The organism is Streptomyces litmocidini (assembly GCF_014649755.1).
GTDB classification, from domain to species: domain Bacteria; phylum Actinomycetota; class Actinomycetes; order Streptomycetales; family Streptomycetaceae; genus Streptomyces; species Streptomyces litmocidini.
Genome location: NZ_BMTQ01000002.1, coordinates 76,761 through 96,259, shown reverse-complemented (window position 1 = coordinate 96,259; position 19,499 = coordinate 76,761). Strand labels below are relative to the sequence as shown.

General features: G+C 72.1%; 24 protein-coding genes, 1 tRNA gene and 2 pseudogenes. 8 read left to right on the top strand and 19 right to left on the bottom strand.

The genetic code is table 11. The features are described from left to right. Window positions 1-62: 62 nt before the first annotated feature. Both IE180_RS03745 and IE180_RS03740 read right to left on the bottom strand, forming a co-directional pair. A pseudogene (locus tag IE180_RS03745) lies at window positions 63-1,592 on the bottom strand (MDR family MFS transporter); the annotation flags it as partial. Window positions 1,593-1,681: 89 nt separating this feature from the next. Then, window positions 1,682-2,125, bottom strand: coding sequence for a MarR family winged helix-turn-helix transcriptional regulator (locus IE180_RS03740; RefSeq protein WP_190155299.1), 444 nt, complete (start codon window positions 2,123-2,125; stop codon window positions 1,682-1,684). 159 nt (window positions 2,126-2,284) lie between these two features. On the opposite strand from IE180_RS03740, the gene IE180_RS03735 reads away from it, so the two are divergent. Beyond that, window positions 2,285-2,518, top strand: a complete 234-nt coding sequence (locus IE180_RS03735; protein WP_030685489.1) for a hypothetical protein — start codon at window positions 2,285-2,287, stop codon at window positions 2,516-2,518. A gap of 168 nt (window positions 2,519-2,686) precedes the next feature. Here IE180_RS03735 and IE180_RS03730 read toward each other — a convergent pair whose 3' ends face one another. Then, complete coding sequence (locus IE180_RS03730; protein WP_190155298.1) at window positions 2,687-3,349, bottom strand: TetR family transcriptional regulator; 663 nt, start codon at window positions 3,347-3,349, stop codon at window positions 2,687-2,689. Window positions 3,350-3,397: 48 nt separating this feature from the next. Here IE180_RS03730 and IE180_RS03725 point away from each other — a divergent pair, with 48 nt between their 5' ends. The 3 genes from IE180_RS03725 to IE180_RS03715 all read left to right on the top strand — a co-directional run bounded on the left by IE180_RS03725 (window position 3,398) and on the right by IE180_RS03715 (window position 5,840). Continuing rightward, window positions 3,398-4,330, top strand: coding sequence for an oxidoreductase (locus IE180_RS03725; protein WP_190155297.1), 933 nt, complete (start codon window positions 3,398-3,400; stop codon window positions 4,328-4,330). A 107-nt stretch (window positions 4,331-4,437) separates the two neighbouring features. Beyond that, window positions 4,438-5,010: a TetR/AcrR family transcriptional regulator gene (locus tag IE180_RS03720; RefSeq protein WP_190155296.1), complete on the top strand. Its 573-nt coding sequence runs from the start codon at window positions 4,438-4,440 to the stop codon at window positions 5,008-5,010. Next, on the top strand, window positions 5,007-5,840 hold the full coding sequence (locus tag IE180_RS03715; RefSeq protein WP_190155295.1) for an alpha/beta fold hydrolase: 834 nt from the start codon (window positions 5,007-5,009) through the stop codon (window positions 5,838-5,840). Before IE180_RS03720 ends, IE180_RS03715 begins: the two co-directional genes overlap by 4 nt. Here the strand turns inward: IE180_RS03715 and IE180_RS37080 are convergent. From IE180_RS37080 to IE180_RS03670, 9 genes are all read right to left on the bottom strand, one after another. Beyond that, window positions 5,821-6,621, bottom strand: a complete 801-nt coding sequence (locus tag IE180_RS37080) for a hypothetical protein (RefSeq protein ID WP_268255426.1) — start codon at window positions 6,619-6,621, stop codon at window positions 5,821-5,823. The genes IE180_RS03715 and IE180_RS37080 overlap by 20 nt on opposite strands. Window positions 6,622-6,680: 59 nt before the next feature. Next, on the bottom strand, window positions 6,681-7,613 hold the full coding sequence (locus tag IE180_RS03705; protein ID WP_190155294.1) for an RNA polymerase sigma factor SigF: 933 nt from the start codon (window positions 7,611-7,613) through the stop codon (window positions 6,681-6,683). 235 nt (window positions 7,614-7,848) lie between these two features. Further along, window positions 7,849-8,700, bottom strand: a complete 852-nt coding sequence (locus IE180_RS03700) for an RNA polymerase sigma factor SigF (RefSeq protein WP_190155293.1) — start codon at window positions 8,698-8,700, stop codon at window positions 7,849-7,851. A gap of 213 nt (window positions 8,701-8,913) precedes the next feature. Next, window positions 8,914-9,207, bottom strand: coding sequence for a Dabb family protein (locus IE180_RS03695; protein WP_190155292.1), 294 nt, complete (start codon window positions 9,205-9,207; stop codon window positions 8,914-8,916). A 9-nt stretch (window positions 9,208-9,216) separates the two neighbouring features. Beyond that, on the bottom strand, window positions 9,217-9,381 hold the full coding sequence (locus IE180_RS03690) for a hypothetical protein (RefSeq protein WP_190155291.1): 165 nt from the start codon (window positions 9,379-9,381) through the stop codon (window positions 9,217-9,219). 480 nt (window positions 9,382-9,861) lie between these two features. Beyond that, a tRNA-Ser gene (locus IE180_RS03685) sits at window positions 9,862-9,946 on the bottom strand. Window positions 9,947-10,013: 67 nt separating this feature from the next. Next, the gene (tadA, locus tag IE180_RS03680; RefSeq protein WP_190155786.1) at window positions 10,014-10,442 is read right to left on the bottom strand and encodes a tRNA adenosine(34) deaminase TadA; all 429 of its coding nucleotides are present in this window, start codon (window positions 10,440-10,442) and stop codon (window positions 10,014-10,016) included. Between the two features lie 77 nt (window positions 10,443-10,519). Then, entirely contained in the window at window positions 10,520-11,053 is a 534-nt protein-coding gene (locus IE180_RS03675) for a tRNA adenosine deaminase-associated protein (RefSeq protein ID WP_190155785.1), read from the bottom strand. A gap of 229 nt (window positions 11,054-11,282) precedes the next feature. Next, the gene (locus IE180_RS03670; protein ID WP_190155290.1) at window positions 11,283-11,492 is read right to left on the bottom strand and encodes a hypothetical protein; all 210 of its coding nucleotides are present in this window, start codon (window positions 11,490-11,492) and stop codon (window positions 11,283-11,285) included. Window positions 11,493-11,584: 92 nt separating this feature from the next. Between IE180_RS03670 and upp the strand changes: the two genes are divergently transcribed. Next, window positions 11,585-12,220 carry a uracil phosphoribosyltransferase gene (gene upp / locus IE180_RS03665; protein ID WP_017240523.1) on the top strand — a complete coding sequence of 212 codons (636 nt, stop codon included), beginning with the start codon at window positions 11,585-11,587 and terminating at the stop codon, window positions 12,218-12,220. A 111-nt stretch (window positions 12,221-12,331) separates the two neighbouring features. Here upp and IE180_RS03660 read toward each other — a convergent pair whose 3' ends face one another. Together IE180_RS03660 and IE180_RS03655 are read right to left on the bottom strand one after the other, a co-directional pair. Beyond that, entirely contained in the window at window positions 12,332-12,961 is a 630-nt protein-coding gene (locus IE180_RS03660) for a LytR C-terminal domain-containing protein (protein ID WP_190155289.1), read from the bottom strand. Window positions 12,962-13,073: 112 nt separating this feature from the next. Next, on the bottom strand, window positions 13,074-13,370 hold the full coding sequence (locus tag IE180_RS03655) for a type II toxin-antitoxin system VapB family antitoxin (protein ID WP_030209440.1): 297 nt from the start codon (window positions 13,368-13,370) through the stop codon (window positions 13,074-13,076). A gap of 97 nt (window positions 13,371-13,467) precedes the next feature. Here IE180_RS03655 and IE180_RS03650 point away from each other — a divergent pair. Continuing rightward, a pseudogene (locus IE180_RS03650) lies at window positions 13,468-13,704 on the top strand (helicase HerA-like domain-containing protein); the annotation flags it as partial. Next, window positions 13,704-14,039, top strand: coding sequence for a helicase HerA-like domain-containing protein (locus tag IE180_RS37445; protein ID WP_373302656.1), 336 nt, complete (start codon window positions 13,704-13,706; stop codon window positions 14,037-14,039). The pseudogene IE180_RS03650 and the gene IE180_RS37445, both read left to right, overlap by 1 nt. Here IE180_RS37445 and IE180_RS03645 read toward each other — a convergent pair. From IE180_RS03645 to IE180_RS03630, 4 genes are all read right to left on the bottom strand, one after another. After that, window positions 14,036-15,589 (bottom strand): M28 family metallopeptidase, encoded by a 1,554-nt coding sequence (locus IE180_RS03645; RefSeq protein ID WP_190155287.1) that lies wholly within the window; start codon window positions 15,587-15,589, stop codon window positions 14,036-14,038. The two genes, IE180_RS37445 and IE180_RS03645, sit on opposite strands and share 4 nt — an antisense overlap. Window positions 15,590-15,830: 241 nt before the next feature. Beyond that, the gene (pip, locus tag IE180_RS03640; RefSeq protein ID WP_190155286.1) at window positions 15,831-16,820 is read right to left on the bottom strand and encodes a prolyl aminopeptidase; all 990 of its coding nucleotides are present in this window, start codon (window positions 16,818-16,820) and stop codon (window positions 15,831-15,833) included. Window positions 16,821-16,874: 54 nt separating this feature from the next. Further along, window positions 16,875-17,444, bottom strand: a complete 570-nt coding sequence (locus tag IE180_RS03635) for an RBBP9/YdeN family alpha/beta hydrolase (RefSeq protein ID WP_190155285.1) — start codon at window positions 17,442-17,444, stop codon at window positions 16,875-16,877. Between the two features lie 84 nt (window positions 17,445-17,528). Continuing rightward, complete coding sequence (locus tag IE180_RS03630) at window positions 17,529-18,164, bottom strand: TetR/AcrR family transcriptional regulator (RefSeq protein WP_190155284.1); 636 nt, start codon at window positions 18,162-18,164, stop codon at window positions 17,529-17,531. Window positions 18,165-18,357: 193 nt separating this feature from the next. On the opposite strand from IE180_RS03630, the gene wrbA reads away from it, so the two are divergent. Beyond that, a complete protein-coding gene (gene wrbA / locus IE180_RS03625; RefSeq protein ID WP_190155283.1) occupies window positions 18,358-18,966 on the top strand; it encodes an NAD(P)H:quinone oxidoreductase in 609 nt (202 codons plus the stop codon). 70 nt (window positions 18,967-19,036) lie between these two features. Here wrbA and IE180_RS03620 read toward each other — a convergent pair whose 3' ends face one another. Next, complete coding sequence (locus tag IE180_RS03620; RefSeq protein ID WP_190155282.1) at window positions 19,037-19,324, bottom strand: metal-sensitive transcriptional regulator; 288 nt, start codon at window positions 19,322-19,324, stop codon at window positions 19,037-19,039. Window positions 19,325-19,499: the final 175 nt, after the last annotated feature.

Genomic DNA, 19,499 nt, shown 5'->3' with positions numbered 1-19,499 from the left:
CTCCGTACCCGACCCGGCCGCGCCTCCGCTCGAAGCGCGGCCGGGAGCCTTTCCTAGGCCTTCGCTTCGGCTGCCTCGTCGGAGGACTCCGCCTTGTTGCTCTTCAGCGCGACCTCCTTGATGAACAGCGTCACCACGAAGGCGAGCAGCGCGAACGGCGCCGAGTAGAGGAAGACGTCGGCGACACCGTGGCCGTACGCGTCCTCCATGACCGTGCGGATGGGGGCCGGCAGCTTGTCCATGTCGGGGATGCCGCCGCCCGAGCCGCCCTTGCCCAGGGCGGCCGCGGCCTTCGGGCCGAGCTCGGCCAGGCCCTCCTTGACGTAGTTCGTGACCCGGTGGGCCATGACCGCGCCGAGCGCCGAGACGCCGATCGCACCGCCGAGGGAGCGGAAGAAGGTGACGACGGAGGAGGCGGCGCCGAGGTCGGCGGGGGCCACCTGGTTCTGGGTGCAGAGCACCAGGTTCTGCATCATCATGCCGAGGCCGAGGCCGAGGACCGCCATGAAGAGCGCGATGTGCCAGTACGCCGTGTCGTAGCGGATCGTGCCGAGCAGCCCGAGACCGCCGGCGGCCAGGGCACCGCCGCTGACCAGCCAGGCCTTCCAGCGGCCGGTCTTGGTGATGACGAGACCGGAGACGGTGGAGGAGACGAACAGGCCGCCGATCATCGGGATGGTGAGGACGCCGGACATCGTCGGCGACTCGTTCCGCGCCAGCTGGAAGTACTGGCTGAAGAAGACCGTGCCGGCGAACATCGCGACGCCCACGAAGAGCGAGGCGAGCGAGGCGAGCGTGATCGTCCGGTTGCGGAACAGGCGGAGCGGGATGATCGGCTCGCTCGCCTTCGACTCGACGAGCAGGAAGACCGCGCCCAGGAGGATCGCGCCGCCGACCATGGCGGCCGTCTGCCAGGACATCCAGTCGTACTTGTCGCCCGCGAAGGTCACCCAGATGAGGAGCAGGGAGACGGCGGCGCTGATGAAGAGGGCACCGGCCCAGTCGACCTTGACCTGGCGCTTCACCACGGGGAGCTTCAGGGTCTTCTGCAGGACGATCAGGGCGATGATCGCGAAGGGCACGCCGACGTAGAAGCACCAGCGCCAGCCGAGCCAGTCGGTGTCGGTGATGACGCCGCCGAGCAGCGGGCCGCCGACGGTGGCGACGGCGAAGGTCGCGCCGAGGTAGCCGCTGTAGCGGCCGCGCTCGCGCGGGGCGATCATCGCGGCCAGGATGATCTGGGAGAGGGCGGTCAGGCCGCCGACGCCGATGCCCTGGACGACGCGGCAGGCGATGAGCATGCCGGTGCTCTGCGAGAGACCGGCGACGACCGAGCCCGCGACGTAGACGATCAGGGCTATCTGGACGAGCAGCTTCTTGGAGAAGAGGTCGGCGAGCTTGCCCCAGAGCGGGGTGGTCGCGGTCATCGACAGGAGGGCCGCGGTCACCACCCAGGTGTAGGCGGACTGGCCGCCGCCCAGGTCGGTGATGATCTGGGGGAGGGCGTTGGAGACGATCGTCGAGGACAGGATGGCGACGAACATGCCGAGCAGCAGCCCGGACAGCGCCTCCATGATCTGTCGGTGTGTCATCGGGGCGGTCTCGCCGCCACCGCCGGTACCGGTGACGCCGTTCCGCGCACCGGTGTCGGGCGTGGTCGTGGCCATGAACTTCCTTTTTCTCAAGCGTGGTGGGCCCGGCAGTCCCCGAAGGAGTCGCGGAGGCGGGCGAGCAGGTGCGTGAGCTGGTCGACGTCGTCGTCGGTCCACTCCGCGAGGTGTCGGGAGAAGGCCTCGGTCACTCGGCGGTCGAGCTCGTCGAGCATCGCGCGGCCCGGTTCCGTGAGGTGCAGGATGCGGGAGCGTTTGTCGTCCGGGTCGGGCAGTCGCTCGATCCAGCCGTGTTCCACGGTGTGGGCCACATGGCGGCTGCACACCGACATGTCGACGGCCATGAGCTCGGCGAGCCTGCTCGTCCGCATGGCGCCGTGGTGGTTGACCAGGGCGAGCACGGCGGCCGAGCCGCCCTGGCAGTCGACGGGCAGGACACGGGCGAGGCCGCGCTTCACGGCGCCGATCGCGCTCACCGAGCGGGCGAGTTCCTCGTATCTGTTCCGTGTCGCCATCGGGCACCCCCGTCCATCTTGTTGCTTAGGGCAACCATAGAGATGGATGGTTGCTTCAGGCAAACTAAATCGGTCAAACGGCGCTAAAGAATCGGCAAAGGCGGTTGGTCGGAGCCGGGGCTTGGGCCCCTCATCCCGACTTCGCTAGGGTCCTGGCCCATGGCACACAACCCCCAAGCACCGTACGGCCAGGGCCAGCCCCCTCAGGGTCCCGAGGGCTACGACCCCGCCGGCAGCACGCAGATGTTCCGCGCCTTCGTCGACGAGGGCACCCCGCAGCGGCAGCAGCCGCAGGCCGCGGCCGCGTCGGGCGGCCCGCGGGTCGGCCTGATCGTCGGCGTCGTCGCGGTGATCGTCGTCCTGGCGGCCGTCGCCTGGCTGGCGCTGGGCTGACCCTCCGTACCGACCCCATGCCCCGGGTGGGCCGGCTCCGCGACAGCGGACCGGCCCACCTTTCTTTCACGCCCCTGAGATCCGTACGCCCCTGAGATCCGTACGGCCCTGAGATCCGTACGGCCCTGAGATCCGTACGGCCCTGAGATCCGTACGGCCCTGGAGTCCTTACGCCCCCGAGGGGGCCGGTCCGTCCAGGGCCGGGGTGAGCACCGCGAAGGCCTCCCCGAGCAGGGCGACCGGGTCCTCCGTGACCTCCGCCCCCTCGCCGGCGCTCCACCGGCGCAGTACGGCGTCGAAGGCGGTCAGGGCCATGCCCGCGGCGAGCCGGGGGCGGAGGTCGGCCTCGGGATCGAGTCCCAGTCGGGCCCCCAGCTCCTCCGCCAGGTCCTCGCGCCACTCCGCCTGGTGCTCCAGGAAGCGTGCGAGGAGGGAGGGGGTCCGCAGGATCAGCCGGACCACCGGCAGGACCCGCTCGACGTGGTCGCCGCAGGCGGCCAGCGGTACGGAGACGGCGTGCCGCAGCGCCTCGGAGGGGCGCTCGGCGGCGGGCCGGCCGGTGAGTGCGGTGCGCATGTCGGCGCCCATGCCGGCCAGGAACTGGACGACCACGTCCTCCTTGGACGCGAAGTACCGGAAGAAGGTCCGCTTGGAGACCCCCGCCCCGGTCGCGATCTCGTCGACGGTCACGGCGGCGAAGCCCTTGAGGGCGAACAGCTGGAGCGCCGTCTCGGTGAGCTCGGTGGCGACGAGCTGGCGTTTGCGCTGGGCGAGGGTCGATTCGGGGCGGGTGGTCACGGCCCGATGGTAACGCGGTGCCTCGGCTGGCATCCATGGTCATGCTTGACACTCGGTGACACGAACGGCAACGTGTGCCGCATGACTGAGAAGCAGCGCTGGACCGCCGACCTCATCCCGGACCAGACCGGGCGGGTCTTCGTCGTCACCGGGGCCAACAGTGGTCTCGGCCTCGCCACCGCCCGCGCGCTCGTCCGGCGGGGCGGGCGCGTGATCCTCGCCGTACGGGACGAGGAGAAGGGCCGCCGGGCGGCCGAGGGCCTCGCGGCGACGGGGGCCGACCCGGACCTCCTCGCCGTACGGCGGATCGACCTCGCCGACCTCGACTCGGTGCGCGCCTTCGCCGACGGCGTGCGCGCGGAGCACCCGCGCCTCGACGTCCTCGTCAACAACGCGGGCGTGATGGCGCCGCCCCGCACGCTCACCCCCGAGGGCCACGAGCTCCAGTTCGCCGCCAACCACCTCGGCCACTTCGCGCTCACCGGCCTGCTGCTCGACCTGCTCGCCGCCGGGACGGACCCGCGGGTGGTCACGGTCAGCTCGATCAACCACCGGCAGGGCGACCTCCGCTTCGACGACCTGAGCGGGGAGCGGGGCTACACGCCCATGGCCTTCTACAACCAGAGCAAGTTCGCCAACGCCGTCTTCGGCAAGGAACTGCACCGACGCCTGGCCGCGGTCGCCAGCCCGGTCCGCAGCGTGCTCGCCCACCCGGGCTACACGGCCACGAACCTCCAGCTGAAGGACACCTCCGGCCTGGCGAAGCTGTTCTTCGGGCGCATCGGCAATCCGCTGCTCGCCCAGCGGCCGGAGCGCGGCGCGCTGCCCCAGCTGTACGCGGCGACCGACGCGTCCGTCGCGGGCGGCGAGTTCATCGGCCCGGACGGCATGGGCGAGTTGCGGGGCGCCCCGACCCGCGTGCGCCTCTCGGAGGCGGCGGCCGACCCCGGGACGGGGCGCCGGCTGTGGGAGGAGTCGGAGCGTCTGACGGGAGTCCGCTACCTGGGCCGCTGATTATTCGCTCGCGCATCGAACCTAGGGGGGCTAGCTTTTTCCCTAGGCCTCCTAGGAGGCCTAGGGAGCCTAGAAGGCCTAGGAGGCCTGGGGGAGAGGAGAACCCCGTGGTGCGCGCGGGAATCACCGTCGACGGCCTCGTGCGGGCCGCCGCCGAGATGGCGGACGAGAGCGGCCTCGACAAGGTCACCGTCTCGGCCCTGGCGCGACGCTTCGGGGTCAAGGACGCGAGCCTCTATTCGCACGTCAGGAACCTGCGCGACCTGCGGGTCCGGCTCGCGCTCCTCGCCTCGGGCGAGATGAACGACGCCATCGGCGCCGCCGTGGCCGGCCGGTCCGGCAAGGAGGCGCTCGTCGCCTTCGCCGACGCCTACCGCGACTACGCCCTCGCGCACCCCGGGCGGTACGCGGCCACACAGCAGCGGATCCAGCCGGAGGAGATCCAGGACACCACCGTCCTCCTCCGGGCCGTCGAGCTCACCCACGGCATGCTGCGCGGCTACGGCCTCCGGGAACCCGACCTCACCGACGCCGGACGTCTGCTCCGCAGCGCCTTCCACGGCTACGTCCACCTCGAACTGGGCGGCGGCTTCGCGCACTCCCGCCCCGTCGCCGCATCCTGGGCGCGCTCGCTGGACGCGCTCCACCACGTCCTGGAGAACTGGGGGAACGATTCATGAACGGCATCCACGTCGGCACGGTGAAGGTCCCGGGGGCGACCCTGCGGTACGAGTCCCGGGGCAGCGGCCCCGTACTGCTGCTGATCCCCGGGGGCGCCGGGGACGCCGGGCTCTTCGAAGGGATGGCCGGCCTCCTCGCGGACGCCGGGCACACCGTGGTCTCGTACGACCAGCGCGGCCTGTCGCGCAGTCCGCTCGACGGCCCCCTGGCCGACCAGCGCGTGACCGAGTGGCGCGACGACGCCCTCGCCGTCCTGGACGCGGTCTCACCGGACGAGGCCGCCCACGTCTTCGGCGGCAGCTCCGGCGGCATCGTCGCCCTCTCCCTGCTCGCCGCCCGCCCGGACCGGGTGCGCCGGCTCGTCGCCCACGAGCCGCCCCTCGTGGAGCTGCTCGCCGACCCGGCCCCGTACCGCGACCACTTCGCCGAGGTGCGCGAGCTGCACCGCACGCGGGGGCTCGGGCCGGCGATGGCCCGGTTCTCCGAGACGCCGGACGGCCGGAAGCCGGAGCGGCAGGGTGGCGAACTGCCCGCCTCCCTCCGCCCGATGGCCTCCCGCATGGCCGCCAACATGCCGGTCTTCCTGGAGCACGTGCTGGTCCCCTTCTCCTCCTCCGCCCCCGATCTGGAGGGGCTGCGCGCCGCCGCCGGGAAGCTGGTCCTGGGCGTCGGCGAGGAGTCCTCGGATCAGGAGGCGCTCGCCGGACCGGCCCGGCGGCTCGCCGAGCTGACCGGCGCCGTGCGGACGGAGTTCCCCGGCGGCCACGTGGGCTGTGTGGAGCACCCGGCCGAGTTCGCGGAGGTGCTGCTCAGCGCCATGTGGCGGTGACCTCGCGGGTGTCGATCCGCATGCCGACCGGCACCCGCCAGGAGTCCACGCACACCGTGTACGTCTGCGTCCGCGCCGTCCCCGCGGCGATCGGCACGGGCAGCGGCCGGCTGGAGGGGACCGTGCCCCAGTCGGTGCCGAGCAGGCCGATGATGTGCGTGACGAAGCCGACCGTCCCCGAAGTGGCCGCGGAGCCACCGGTGTTGCGGAAGGTCACGGTGACCCGCTGGCACCAGCGCCGGTCGCCGTCGGCGAGGGCGGGCGCGGAGACGGTGAGCACGGCGGGCCCGGGCGCGGGGGTCGGCGCGGTCGGCGGCGGGGGCGTGCCGGTGCCGGGCGGCCCGGTCCCGGGCGGCACGGGCCCGGGCGTCGTGGAGGGCGTGCGGGAGGGGGCGCTGCTGCCGGGCTCCGGGGCCGGGGCGGGGCCGCCGGTGCCGGGGGCGGGGCCCGCGCCGGGGCGGCCCGGCCCGGGCGCCGGAGCCGTACCGGAGGGGCCCGATCCCGTACTGGTGTCGGAGGAGCCCGGTGTGCCCGGAGCGCCGGACGGGCCCGGAGCGGGTGCCGCGGGCGACGGGGAGGACGTGCTGGACGTCGTCCCGCTCGCGGACGGGCTCTCCAGGGGGACCAGGGTGACCACGCCCGAGGGGGCGACCGCTCCCTTCGGGGAGGGGCCGGCGCCGACCGCCGCGTACCCCTCGCCGTCTCCTCCGCCACCGCAGGCGGTCAGCGCCCCGCCGAGGCAGAGCGCCACCGCCACGAGTCCCGGCTTCCTGCGCCTCATGCGTTCCAGTCTGGCTGACGCGTCGTCAACAGGCGCCGCTTTCGCGGAACTCGGTCGGATCAGTCCGAGATGAGGCCCGCGCGCAGCTGGGCGAGGGTGCGGGTGAGGAGGCGCGAGACGTGCATCTGGGAGATGCCGACCTCCTCGCCGATCTGCGACTGCGTCATGTTCGCGAAGAAGCGGAGCATGATGATCTGCCGCTCGCGGGGAGGCAGTTTGGCGAGCAGCGGCTTGAGCGACTCGCGGTACTCGACGCCTTCGAGGGCCGTGTCCTCGTAGCCGAGGCGGTCCGCGAGGGACCCCTCGCCGCCGTCGTCCTCGGGCGAGGGGGAGTCCAGCGAGGAGGCGGTGTACGCGTTGCCGACGGCGAGGCCGTCGACCACGTCCTCCTCCGACACCCCGAGCACGGCGGCGAGTTCGGGGACGGTGGGGGAGCGGTCGAGCTTCTGCGCGAGTTCGTCGCTGGCCTTGGTCAGGGCGAGGCGCAGCTCCTGGAGCCGGCGCGGGACCCGCACCGACCACGAGGTGTCGCGGAAGAAGCGCTTGATCTCGCCGACGACGGTCGGCATGGCGAACGTCGGGAACTCGACGCCCCGTTCGCAGTCGAAGCGGTCGATCGCCTTGATGAGGCCGATGGTGCCGACCTGGACGATGTCCTCCATCGGCTCGTTGCGGGAGCGGAAGCGGGCCGCCGCGTACCGCACGAGCGGGAGGTTGAGCTCGATGAGGGTGTCGCGGACGTAGGTCCGCTCCGGGCTGTCGGCGGCGGCTCCCTCGGCGTCGAGGGAGCGCAGCCGCAGGAAGAGGGAGCGCGAGAGGGTGCGGGTGTCGAGGGCGCCGGACGTGACGACCATCGGCGGAGGCGCGGTGTCGGCGGTCTCGGCGGCGTTCACGGTCTCCGCGCCGTCGGCCGCGGTCGGCGCCGTCGTCTGCGTGGGCACGGGAACGGGCGTGAGCGTGAGCACCTTCGAGCTGCCCAGTTCTGTGGACATGCCACCCCCTTGAGGTCGCGGACGGTCGCGGTGGCCGCGACCATCTGAGGAACGCAGCCTCCACCTGAATACCGGCGGCGGGGCTGCGGCAAACTCGGTTCCAGCAGAATGTCACATGTCGGCAACACGCTGTAGTGACTTGTCGACACGACGGTGGTGCATTTCCGCAGGAAACAAGGGGTGTACGGCATTTGGGCCCGGCGACAACTGCTCCGAACCGGTCTACCCGTTCTGGTTACGCCTCGATCCTGTTTGCGGATCTCAAGCGGGCGAAGCTGCGGGCGAGGAGCCTTGACACGTGCATCTGGGAGACACCGAGCTCCTGGCTGATCTGGGACTGGGTCAAATTGCTGTAGTAGCGCAGCATCAGGATCCGCTGCTCCCGCTCGGGCAGCTGGACGAGCAGGTGCCGGACGAGGTCGCGGTGCTCGACGCCGGCGAGCGCGGGGTCCTCGTAGCCGAGCCGGTCGAGCAGCCCGGGCAGCCCGTCGCCCTCCTGCGCGGCCTCCAGGGAGGTGGCGTGGTACGAGCGGCCGGCCTCGATGCAGGCGAGCACCTCGTCCTCGCCGATCCGCAGCCGCTCGGCGATCTCCGCGGTCGTGGGGGAGCGGCCGTGAGCGGTCGTCAGGTCCTCGGTGGCGCCGTTCACCTGGACCCAGAGCTCGTGCAGCCGGCGCGGCACGTGCACGGTCCGCACGTTGTCGCGGAAGTACCGCTTGATCTCGCCGACGACGGTCGGCATGGCGAAGGTGGGGAACTGGACGCCCCGGTCGGGGTCGAAGCGGTCGATGGCGTTGATGAGGCCGATGGTGCCGACCTGGACGACGTCCTCCATCGGCTCGTTGCGGGAGCGGAAGCGGGCCGCCGCGTACCGCACGAGCGGCAGGTTGGCCTCGATGAGGGCCCCGCGCACCCGGTGGTGCTCGGGGGTGCCCGGCTCCAGGTTCTTCAGCTGCCCGAAGAGCACCTGGGTGAGGGCGCGGGTGTCGGCGCCGCGACTGCTCTGGGGGCGCGGGCGCGGGGCTTCCTGGCCGCCGTCGCCCGACTCGTGCTGGGGCGGGACCTGAGGTGCTGTACTGGCCGGCACGTTCACGCCACCCCTTCGCCTGTTCTTGCTGGTCGACCGGCTCACCTACGGTCAACTCATCCGTCAAAAGCGGTCATAGCATCACAAGACATGTCCACTGTGTGCAAGCACCGCATAATCCCGTGTTGAGGGCATAGTGACGGAAAAAGGGGAGGTCACGCACGGAAAAGGCCCCCCGCCGCGAGGGCGGGGGGCCTCGGGGTGAAGAGGGGACTAAAAGGCGTAGTCCGCGATCACCCAGGTGGCGAACTCGCGCCACTGCGCGACACCGGCCTGGTGCGCGGGGTGGTCCAGATAGCGCTGGAGCGCGTCCTCGTCCTCGACGGCCGAGTTGATGGCGAAGTCGTACGCGATCGGCCGGTCCGTGATGTTCCAGTCGCACTCCCAGAACTTCAGCTCCGGGATCTGCCCGCCGAGAGCCCGGAACGCCTCGACGCCGGCGACCACGCGCGGCTCGTCGCGCGCGACGCCGTCGTTGAGCTTGAAGAGGACCAGATGGCGGATCACGGTGAGCTCCTAGTTGACGAGTTCGGTCATGAACTGACCGACCCCCTGGGCGGCGCTGGAAATGCCCTCGAACCCTACCTGGACCAGATCGGCCGCCCGGGCCGGGGAGTTAACGATCGTGTACAGCACAAAGACCACGACCACGTACAGCGCGACCTTCTTCGCCTGCGCCATCTGCCCAGCCCTCCCCTGTTCCCCCGGCTGTTCCCCCGCCGTACGACCGCGCCACTCTAACCGAGCCCTTATGGACCGAGGGCCCGTCGATCGGGGCCTTTCGCCGCCCTCCGGAAGGGTGACGGGAGAGCAGCATGGATGTCGAGCCCGGCGGACCCGGCAGGAATCCGAGGGGCTCGGAGGAACCGGCCCGCACTGCGGGGTCCGCGCCGCGAGCTTCCCCCTGAACGCGGCGCAGGACGTGCGGGTCCGATTCCCGTCGGGGGGAGCGGCTCGTCCCCCCGATGCCGCTCCCCCCGGCCTGCGGAGGACCCTCCTGCGTACTTCTCGTGCGTGCTTCTCGTGCGTGCTTCTCGTGCGTGCTTCTCGTGCGTGCTTCTCGTACGTGCCGCTCGTACGTATTTCTCCCGCGTGCCGCTCGTACGGACCGGAGGCACGCCGAAGGGCCCGGCGCATCAGCGCCGGGCCCTTCGATCGAAGCGGTAGCGGAGGGATTTGAACCCTCGGTGAGTTTCCCCACACTCGCTTTCGAGGCGAGCTCCTTCGGCCGCTCGGACACGCTACCGAGAGAGAGCTTAGCCCAAACTCGCGCTGCGATGAAATCCGCATCGAAGGCCAGGTCGGAGCGGCAGTCAGCGGCTGCGGAAGAAGGCCGTCAACTGCTCGGCGCACTCCTCGCCGAGGACGCCCTGGATCACCTCGGGACGGTGGTTGAGCCGCCGGTCCCGCACGAGGTCCCAGAGCGAACCGGTCGCGCCCGCCTTCTCGTCGAGCGCCCCGAACACCACCCGCTCGACGCGCGACTGGACGAGCGCGCCGGCGCACATCACGCACGGCTCCAGGGTCACGACCAGCGTGCAGCCCGTCAGCCGCCACTCGCCGGTCACCGCCGCCGCCCGGCGCAGGGCGAGCACCTCGGCGTGCGCGGTGGGGTCGCCGGTCGCCTCCCGCTCGTTGTGCGCGCGGGCGATCACCGTGCCGTCCGGGCCGAGCACGACCGCCCCGACCGGTACGTCACCGGCCGGCCCGGCCGCGTCGGCCTCGGCGAGGGCGAGACGCATGGCGTCCCGCCAGGGATCCCGGACCGGGTCCCCGACGGCGTCGGGAGCGGGGTCGGGAACGGGTGCCGCGGGCGTCACTAGCGGACGGCCTCCAGGACCTCGGCGGCGCCCAGCGCCTCCGCGATCTCCGCGAGCGCGTCCGTGTCGAGGGCCAGCAGGTCCTCCGGCGACATCCCGAGGTCGGCCAGGATCAGCCGGTCGCCCACCGGAGCGGCCGGGACGGCCTCGGCGGCCACGGAGCCCGCCTCGTCCTCGTCCGTGTCGCCGTCGAGCGGCTCCCCGTCCTCGGTGCCGTCCAGGTCCAGGGTCTCCAGTTCGTCGACCAGGTCGTCCAGGTCGTCGCCGAGGATCTCCCGGGTGAGCATCTCCCCGTACGAGGAACGCGCGGCGGCGGCCCCGTCCGAGACGTAGATGCGAGGGTCCTCCTCACCCTCGACCCGGACGATCCCGAACCACGCGTCCTCCTGTTCGATGAAGACGATGACCGTGTCGTCGTCCGAGGCCTCACGAGCGAGCTCGGCCAGATCCGACAGGCTCTCCACGTCGTCGAGCTCCGTGTCGCTCGCTTCCCACCCGTCTTCGGTGCGCGCGAGCAGTGCGGCGAAGTACACCTGACTCTCTCCCACTGATCAGAGGTGTGACGTTCCGGCGGCGCGCTTCCGATGCCCCGCCCAATCGGCATCGTGACAGAAACGTCGCCGTCAGGAGAGGTCTTCGGCTCTTGCGTCGTGCATCAGTCTGAACGACCCCGCGATCGGGTGGGCGTGCGACCCCGGCGCACGGAGGGGGCGCACGGTCGGTTCCCGCCGCGGTGCCCCGGGGGCGGCCTCGTGGACGGCCTCACCAGCGGAAGGTCCGCATGCGCATCGCCTGGCGCATGCGGGCGGCCCGGGCGCGCCGCGGCTGCACGCGCTCGCGCAGCGCCTTGGCCTCGTTCAGCTCGCGGAGGAACTGGGCGCGGCGCCTGCGGCGCTCCGCGTCGGTCTCCGGTGCCGGCGTGCGGTCCGCCCCCTCGGCGGCATCCTCGGCCGGTTCTTCCAGGTCGGGCATCGGCCACACCACCCCATCGCTGGGTCCCTGTGCCCCCACCTTCCCCCGGCTGCGTGGGTCGATGCCAGTGCTCGGCGGGCTACTGTTGAGTCATGCGTCTCCACGTCGTCGACCACCCCCTGGTCGCCCACAAGCTCACCACCCTGCGCGACAAGCGCACGGACTCCGCGACCTTCCGCCGTCTCGCCGACGAGCTGGTCACCCTGCTCGCCTACGAGGCCACCAGGGACGTGCGGACCGAGCAGGTCGACATCGAGACCCCCGTGACGCCCACGACCGGCGTGAAGCTGTCGCACCCGCGTCCGCTGGTGGTCCCGATCCTGCGCGCCGGGCTCGGGATGCTCGACGGCATGGTCCGGCTGCTCCCGACGGCCGAGGTCGGTTTCCTCGGCATGATCCGCAACGAGGAGACGCTGGAGGCGTCGACCTACGCGACGCGGATGCCGGAGGACCTCTCGGGCCGCCAGGTCTACGTCCTGGACCCGATGCTGGCGACCGGCGGCACGCTGGTCGCGGCGATCCAGGAGCTCATCAAGCGCGGCGCCGACGACGTGACCGCGGTCGTGCTCCTCGCCGCCCCGGAGGGCGTCGAGGTCATGGAGCGCGAGCTCGCGGGCACGCCGGTGACCGTCGTGACGGCCTCGGTCGACGAGCGGCTCAACGAGAACGGCTACATCGTCCCGGGCCTGGGCGACGCGGGCGACCGCATGTACGGCTCCGCCGAATAGGGCACGGCCGGCTCCGCCGGACAGGACGACACGGCGCTGCCGGCTCTGCCGGGCACGGCGCTGCCGGCTCTGCCGGGCACGGCGCTGCCGGCCGGCTCCGCCGAGCAGGTCCTAACGACAGGTTTTCACCGCGGGCGCGGGCTTGGTCAGGGTGACCAGGGCCGCGTCCGCCGTCGCTTTCGGGGACAGCGTCTTGAACGCGGTCCCGATGATCAGGTCCACGTCCGCCGTGCCCCGGGTGTCCGTCTTGGTCGTGGCGCCCGCGAGCTGGGTGCGGAGGACCGGGAGGGCGCCCTTGGCGGCGGCGGGCGCGCCGAGCAGCAGCCCGGCGCCCGGGACCTTCTTGTCGTAGGCGGTGGGCGCGTTCCCCACCTTGCCGATCTTGAAGCCGCGCTTCTTGAGCTCGTCCGCGGTCGTCTTGGCGAGCCCGCTGCGCGGGGTCGCGTTGTAGACGTTGACCGTGATCTGCGCGGGCTTGGGGAAGGCGGCGGCGGGCGCGGTGGTGGCCTTGGGGGCGGGCTTGCAGTCGGCCTGCTTCCCGGCCGTCGTCTTCGTGCCCCCGTCGCCGGAGAAGACGTCGACGAGCTGGAGCGTCCCCCAGCCGGCCGCGCCGAGCACGACCACGGCGGCGACGGACGCGAGGACGATCCTGCGCCGGCGGTGGGGGCGGCGCATGCGGGGGTAGACATCCCCCGTGATGCGGTACTTTCCGCCCATGCCGGGGGGAGTGAGCATGCTCATGAGCGCAGCGTAGTGCCGCCCGTCGGCGATGCCTACTTGATGATCATGTGATCGCGTCCGGATGGGGGCGAACTGACCCCGAAAGGCTCAGCGGGACGGGTCCCGGGAGGGCTCAGTCGAGTTCCAGGACGCGGGCGTGCAGCACCTGGCGCTGCTGGAGCGCCGCGCGGACGGCACGGTGCAGTCCGTCCTCGAGGTAGAGGTCGCCCTGCCACTTCACGACGTGCGCGAAGAGGTCGCCGTAGAAGGTGGAGTCCTCGGCGAGCAGGGTCTCCAGGTCCAGCTGGCCCTTGGTGGTCACCAGCTGGTCGAGGCGGACCGGGCGCGGGGCGACGTCCGCCCACTGCCGGGTGCTTTCCCGGCCGTGGTCGGGATACGGCTTTCCGTTTCCGATGCGCTTGAAGATCACACGGAAAGCCTACCGGGCGAGCGGCTCCCGGCGCAGCCACGCGAGAGCAGTGGGATGCTGGTGCAAACCGGGACAGAACCGGAATCGGGGTGCCGTCATGAGCGTGAGCGGGCAGCCGCCGGGCGCCGAGGCGACGGGCACCGCCTCCGGGTACGCCTTCGTCGGAGCCGCACTCGAACCGGGGGTCCTGCTCCGGGACGGCGTCCGTCACCCGGACGCGCGTATCCGCGTCCCGCTGCCCGTGCTCAACCGGCACGGTCCGGTCGCCGGGGCGACCGGCACGGGCGGGACGAAGACGCTCCAGCCGATCGCCGAGCAGCTCTCGGCAACCGGGTGCGGCACGCGCTGCGCGCCTTCACGCCGGACGACGCGAAGGCCGTGAGGGCGACGGTGCGGACCTTCCCGAAGCCGCCGTACGAGCTGCCCGAAGTCGCCGTACGACCTGGAGGGGGTGCTCACCGGGCCCGGTACGGGCGAGGCGGTGATCACCGCACGGAGCGAGAAGGGCTCCCCGTGAGGAGGAGCCCTCGCTCGTCGGGCAGGTGGTGGGCAGCGGGATCTCCACGTCCCCGGCCCGGGCGGTCGGCATCCGGCCGGGCCGGGAGATCGGCCGCTCGGTCTTCGGCACGGCCCGCCGGTCAGGAGGCCCTCCCCGGAGGCGCCGGTTAGGCGGTCACCTCGTCGTGGTCGCCGTGCAGGCCGCCGCCGCTGCCCGCGTCGCCCGTGGTCGGGGTGGAGACGACCGGCCTGCGCAGGGAGGAGATGTCGTGGGCGTAGGTGCCCACGGCGTTGGCGATGACGTCGATGTTGACGTCGAAGGCCGTCATGTCGATGTTGTGGATGTCGTCGCCCTCGGCGTGGTAGTTCACGTCGTACGCGACGCCCGCCGTGCCGCCGAACCTGGCCGCCTGGGCAGGGGTCTTGATGCCCTCGGCGCCGGTGAAGGTGCCGCCGGAGGGGATGCCGACGCCGATGAACGGACCGTAGTCGGAGCGGCCGGTGAAGTCGGTGCCCTCGTGCGGGACCCCGCGCTTGTCCATGAAGTCGGTGATGTCGCGCTCCAGTTGGGCGGAGCCCTCGGGTCCGGCGCCCGCGCCGACGCCGTCCGAGTTGTCGCCGTCGTACACGAACAGGCCGTAGTTCGGCGAGGCGATCATGTCGAAGTTGAGGTAGAGCTTGATCTCCTTCTTGTCGAGTGCGGTGAGGCTGTCGACGTAGTGCTCGGAGCCGAGGAGGCCGACCTCCTCCGCCGACCACCAGGCGAAGCGGATCTTGTTGCGGACCTTCTCCTTCGACCCGGCGAGCTCCAGGGCGGTCTGCAGGAGGCCGGCGGAGCCGGAGCCGTTGTCGTTGATGCCGGGGCCGGCGGTGACGGAGTCGAGGTGGGAGCCGAGCATCACGGTGTTGGCGGCGTTGCCGCCCCGGGTCTCCGCGATGACGTTGTTGGTGGTGCGCTTCTCCTGGAGCTGGCGGATCTCGAAGGAGAGCGAGACCGGGCCCTCGGCGAGGTCGGCGGCGAGCTTCGTGCCCTCGGCCAGGCTGATCCCGCCGGTGGGGATCTTGCCGGAGGCCGGGTCGCCGAGGGTGCCGGAGAGGGCGCCGTCGACGTTGTTGTAGACGATCGCGCCGACGGCGCCGGCCGCGGCGGCGTTCTGCTGCTTGATCGCGAAGGAGCAGACGCCGCGCTTGATCAGCGCGATCTTCCCGGTGAAGGCGCCGGAGGCGAAGTCGCCCGGCTCGCAGCCGGTGGAGCCGTCGGCGTCGACCGGCACGGCCGCCAGCTCGGCGGTGATGCCGCCGACCGGGGTGGACTTCGTGTACGTCATCGCCTTGATGCCGAGCGTCCGGGGACCGGGCGAGAGGACGGAGGCCTTCTCGGTGAGCGTCTCGGTGTAGACGAAGTCGAACTGCTGGTACCGGACGTCGTAACCGGCCTTCTTGAGCTGGGTGTACACGTAGGCGGCCGAGGCGTCGTGGCCGAGGGTGCCGGCCGCGCGGTTCCCGCCGGCCGAGTCGGCTATCGCCTGGAACTTCTGCAGATGCCTGTAGGCGTCCTGGGCGGTGGTTTCGCGGACCAGCTTCTTCGCCAGCCTTGCGGCGTCGCGGGCGGGCGCGGCCGCGGGGTCCTGACCCGCGGTGGCGGGGGAGGCGAGGACCAGCGGGGTGGCGAGGGCGGCGGCGGCGAGGATGGCCGCGGCTCGGCGCTGGGATGCGTTCACAGAAGTCCTTCCCGGTACGGACGGAGGTTGAGGGGAAGCTAGCGATTTCGAGGGCGTTCTGTGAACAGATCCGTCGCAATTCCTGTCAGGTCAGCGCGGGAAGGAAATGTGGAATTATCAATTCCCTTTCCGCGGAACCTGTTTCGCGGCTTTCCGGGCGGTTTTCGGAGCGGGTTCCGGGACGGTTTCCTGAGTTCCTGCACCGATCATCACGCGCGTGCGTGATGATCGCCCGGTGGGTTCACCCTTTCGCGAAGCGGTCGAGGGCCGCCAGGATCCGCTCCCGGGTCTCCTCGCCGCCCAGGTGCCCGGCGCGCTCGACGACGTGCAGTTCGGCGTCCGGCCAGGCGCGGGACAGCTCCCAGGCGGTGGTGAGCGGGCCGCCCATGTCGAGCCGGCCGTGGATCAGGACCCCCGGGATCCCGGCGAGCCGGTGCGCGTCGCGGATCAGCGCGCCCTCCTCCAGGAAGGCGCCGTGCGCGAAGTAGTGCGAGCAGATCCGGACGAAGCCGAGCCGGGCGTCGTCGACCCGGTCGGTGTACGGGGTTCCCATCCCCTCCATCGAGAGGACCGCGTCCTCCCAGGCGCACCAGTCGGCCGCGGCCCTCTCCCGTACGGCCCCGTCGGGGTGGTTCATGAGGGCCGCGTACGCCCGCACGGCGTCGGGGACGCCTCCCGCCCGCACGGCGTCGGGGACGCCTCCCGCCCCCACGGCGTCGGGGACGTCCCCCGCTCCCGCCCGGAAGCGCTCGTGGGCCTCGGGGAAGAAGCGGCCCACGCCCTCGTACAGCCAGGCGATCTCGGAGCGGCGGGTGGTCGTGACGGACACGATCACGATCTCCGACACCCTCTCGGGGTGGGCCTCCGCGTACGCCAGGATCAGCGTGGAGCCCCAGGAGCCGCCGTACAGCAGCCACTTGTCGATCCCGAGGTGCTCGCGCAGCCGCTCCATGTCGGCCACCAGGTGCGCGGTGGTGTTCACGCTCATGTCGGCGGCCGGGTCGCTCGCGTGCGGGGTGGAGCGCCCGCAGCCGCGCTGGTCGAAGAGGACGACCCGGTACGCCTCCGGGTCGAAGTACCGCCGGCTGCGCGGGGAGGAGCCGGAGCCCGGTCCGCCGTGCACGACGAGCGCGGGCTTGCCGTCCGGATCTCCGGACGCCTCCCAGTGGACGAGGTTGCCGTCGCCCACGTCGAGCAGGCCTTGGTCATGGGGTGCGGTCTCGGGATGCATCCGGCCGACGCTACCGGGGGAGGGCGCCGCCGGCCGGTTCGTTCCTCCCCGCTCCTACGGGTGCTCGTTGCCCCGCACCCGTACGGCCGGGTCCTCGCACCACTCCAGGAGCGAGGGCCACTCCCCGTACCCCGAGTCGGGGTTGAGGTGCTCACCGGCCGGTACGCGGTCCAGGTCGAGGCCGAGCGGGATGCCGTAGTGCAGATCGGCGCCCTCGGGGCAGTAGGGGTCCCCGTCCCCGTACACGAGGCGCGCCTTGAGCCCCGGCTCCGTCAGGTCGAGGCCGTCGGCGAAGGCGGCGATCTCCGGGATCGAGGCGGTGACCCCCGGGGAGGGCGGGGCGACCAGGAGGACCCGGTCGGCGTCCGGCCGCCGCTCCCCGGCGCGCAGCCACAGCAGGACCGACAGGCTGTGCGCGAGGACCACGAACTCCCCCTCGGCCGGGCGCTGCCCGTGCTCCTCCAGGGCGTCGAGCCACTCGCCGAGGACGGGCGCGTCCGGCGCGGGCAGCTGGGGGTAGCGGACCTCGTGGCCCCGCTCGCGCAGCCGCCCGGCGAGCCAGTGCTGCCAGTGGGCGGGCGGGCGGTGGTTCTGGAAGCCGTGCAGGATCAGGTACGTGGTCATGGCGCGATCCTGCGACGGCGGAGGCCGCCGGTCCACCACCGTCCACGGAGCGGTCGGCGGTCTCCGGGGTCGTTCCGGCCGGGGTCAGGCCCGCAGGGCGAGCAGCTCCCGCACGCCGGCCTTGAGGCGCTCGGCCGACAGTTCCTGTTCGACCGCCAGGTGGTGCATGACGTCGGGCGAGAACGGAGCGAGCGCCAGGTGCGCGAGGAGCGTGCGGTCGCTCCCCGGCCTGAGCTGCCCGATGAGCAGGGCCATGTGCGTGTGCATCACCCGGTAGGCGCCGCTGTGGTAGCGGGCGCGGGGTGCGGCGGAGTGCGCCGCGAGCAGCAGGGCGCGCTGTGCGGCGACCCGGTCGACGAGCGCGTCGAGGAAGGCGTCGAGCCGCTCGGCGGCGGGGGCGCCGGGGCCCAGGGGCGGCGGCCCGCTCATGTACGCCTCCTGGAACGCGCGCTCGCGCTCGTCGAGGAGCGCCCACAGCAGTTGGGAGACGTCGCCGAAGCGGCGGTAGACGGTGCCGACGCCGATGCCGCTGGCGTGGGCGACCTGGTTCATGGTGACGGCGTCGGGGCCTTCCTCGGCGACGATCCGGGCGGCCGCGTCGAGGATCCTGCGCCGGTTGCGGGCCGCGTCGGCGCGCTCGGGGGCGGGGGCGTCACCGGCGGGGAGCAGGTCGAGCGCCGGCGCCGTCCTGTCCCGGGCCCGCGGGTTCTCCGTGCTCATCTGCCGACTCCTGTCCCTGTGCCCTGAGCTCCGTCTCCCCCTCGGTCGCTTTCGCGGCTTCCTGGGGCGAGCATACCTGCTTCCCTTGCGAAGTGGATAGAAATCCGTTTAACCTCGGTCACGGTGAAGCGGAAAGCGATCCGCTTGGCCTGTTCCTGTGGGTCCGTTCGTGTTCGGCTGAGGAGAGTCCGCCATGTCCGTCAAGGTCGCCGTCATCTACTACTCGGCCACCGGAGCCGTCCACCAGCTCGCCCAGGCCCTCGCCGAGGGCGCCGAGAAGGCCGGCGCCGAGGTCCGCGTGCGCCGGGTGCCCGAGCTCGCCCCCGACGCCGCCATCGACGCCAACCCGGCCTGGCGCGCCCACGTGGACGCCACCGGGGACGTGGAGGTCGCCACCCTGGAGGACCTGGAGTGGGCGGACGCGTACGCGCTCGGCTCCCCGACCCGCTTCGGCAACGTGTCCGCGCAGCTCAAGCAGTACGTCGACACGACGGGCGGCCTCTGGCAGCGGGGCGTCATGGCGGACAAGCCCGCCACCGCCTTCACCAGCGCCCACAACGTCCACGGCGGCAACGAGTCGACGCTGCTCGCGCTCTACAACACCTTCCACCACTGGGGCTCGGTCATCGTCTCGCCCGGCTTCACCGACCCGGCGGTGTACGCGGCCGGCGGCAACCCGTACGGCACCGCCCACCCGGCCGCCAACGGCGCCCCGGGGGAGGAGGTCCTCGCGGCCGCCCGCTACCAGGGCGAGCGCCTGACCCGCATCGCCAAGCGCCTGAAGGGCCTGGCGGACGACTGACGGCCGGACGCGGACGCGGGAGGACCCCGGAGGCGATCGCCTCCGGGGTCCTCCCGCGTCCGCTCCCCGGCTAGGCCAGCGAGAGGAAGAGCTTCTCCAGGCGGGCCCGCATCGCCTCGGGGTCCTCGCCGTTCTTGCGCCCGCCCTCGATGTCGGTCAGGCACTGCTGGAGCCCGGTCGCGATGATCGCGAACCCCGCCCGGTCGAGGGCCCGGGAGGCGGCGGCGAGCTGGGTGACGACCTCCTCGCAGTCGCGCCCCTCCTCGATCATCCGGATCACTCCGGCGATCTGGCCCTGGGCCCGGCGCAGCCGGTTCAGGACCGCCTTGAGCTCGGCGCCCGCGAGATCGAGTTCCACTGTCACTCCTCCACAGATACCCCATGGGGTAATTTACTCCCCGGCACGGGGTCCCGTCGAAGTCCAAGGATGACACCTGTCAGGACACGGGGCGGCGGAGGAGCACCTCCACCCCGTCGACGACGAGCCGCCCGCTCGGCTCCTCACCGGACCCGCCCCGTTCACGACGGCCTCG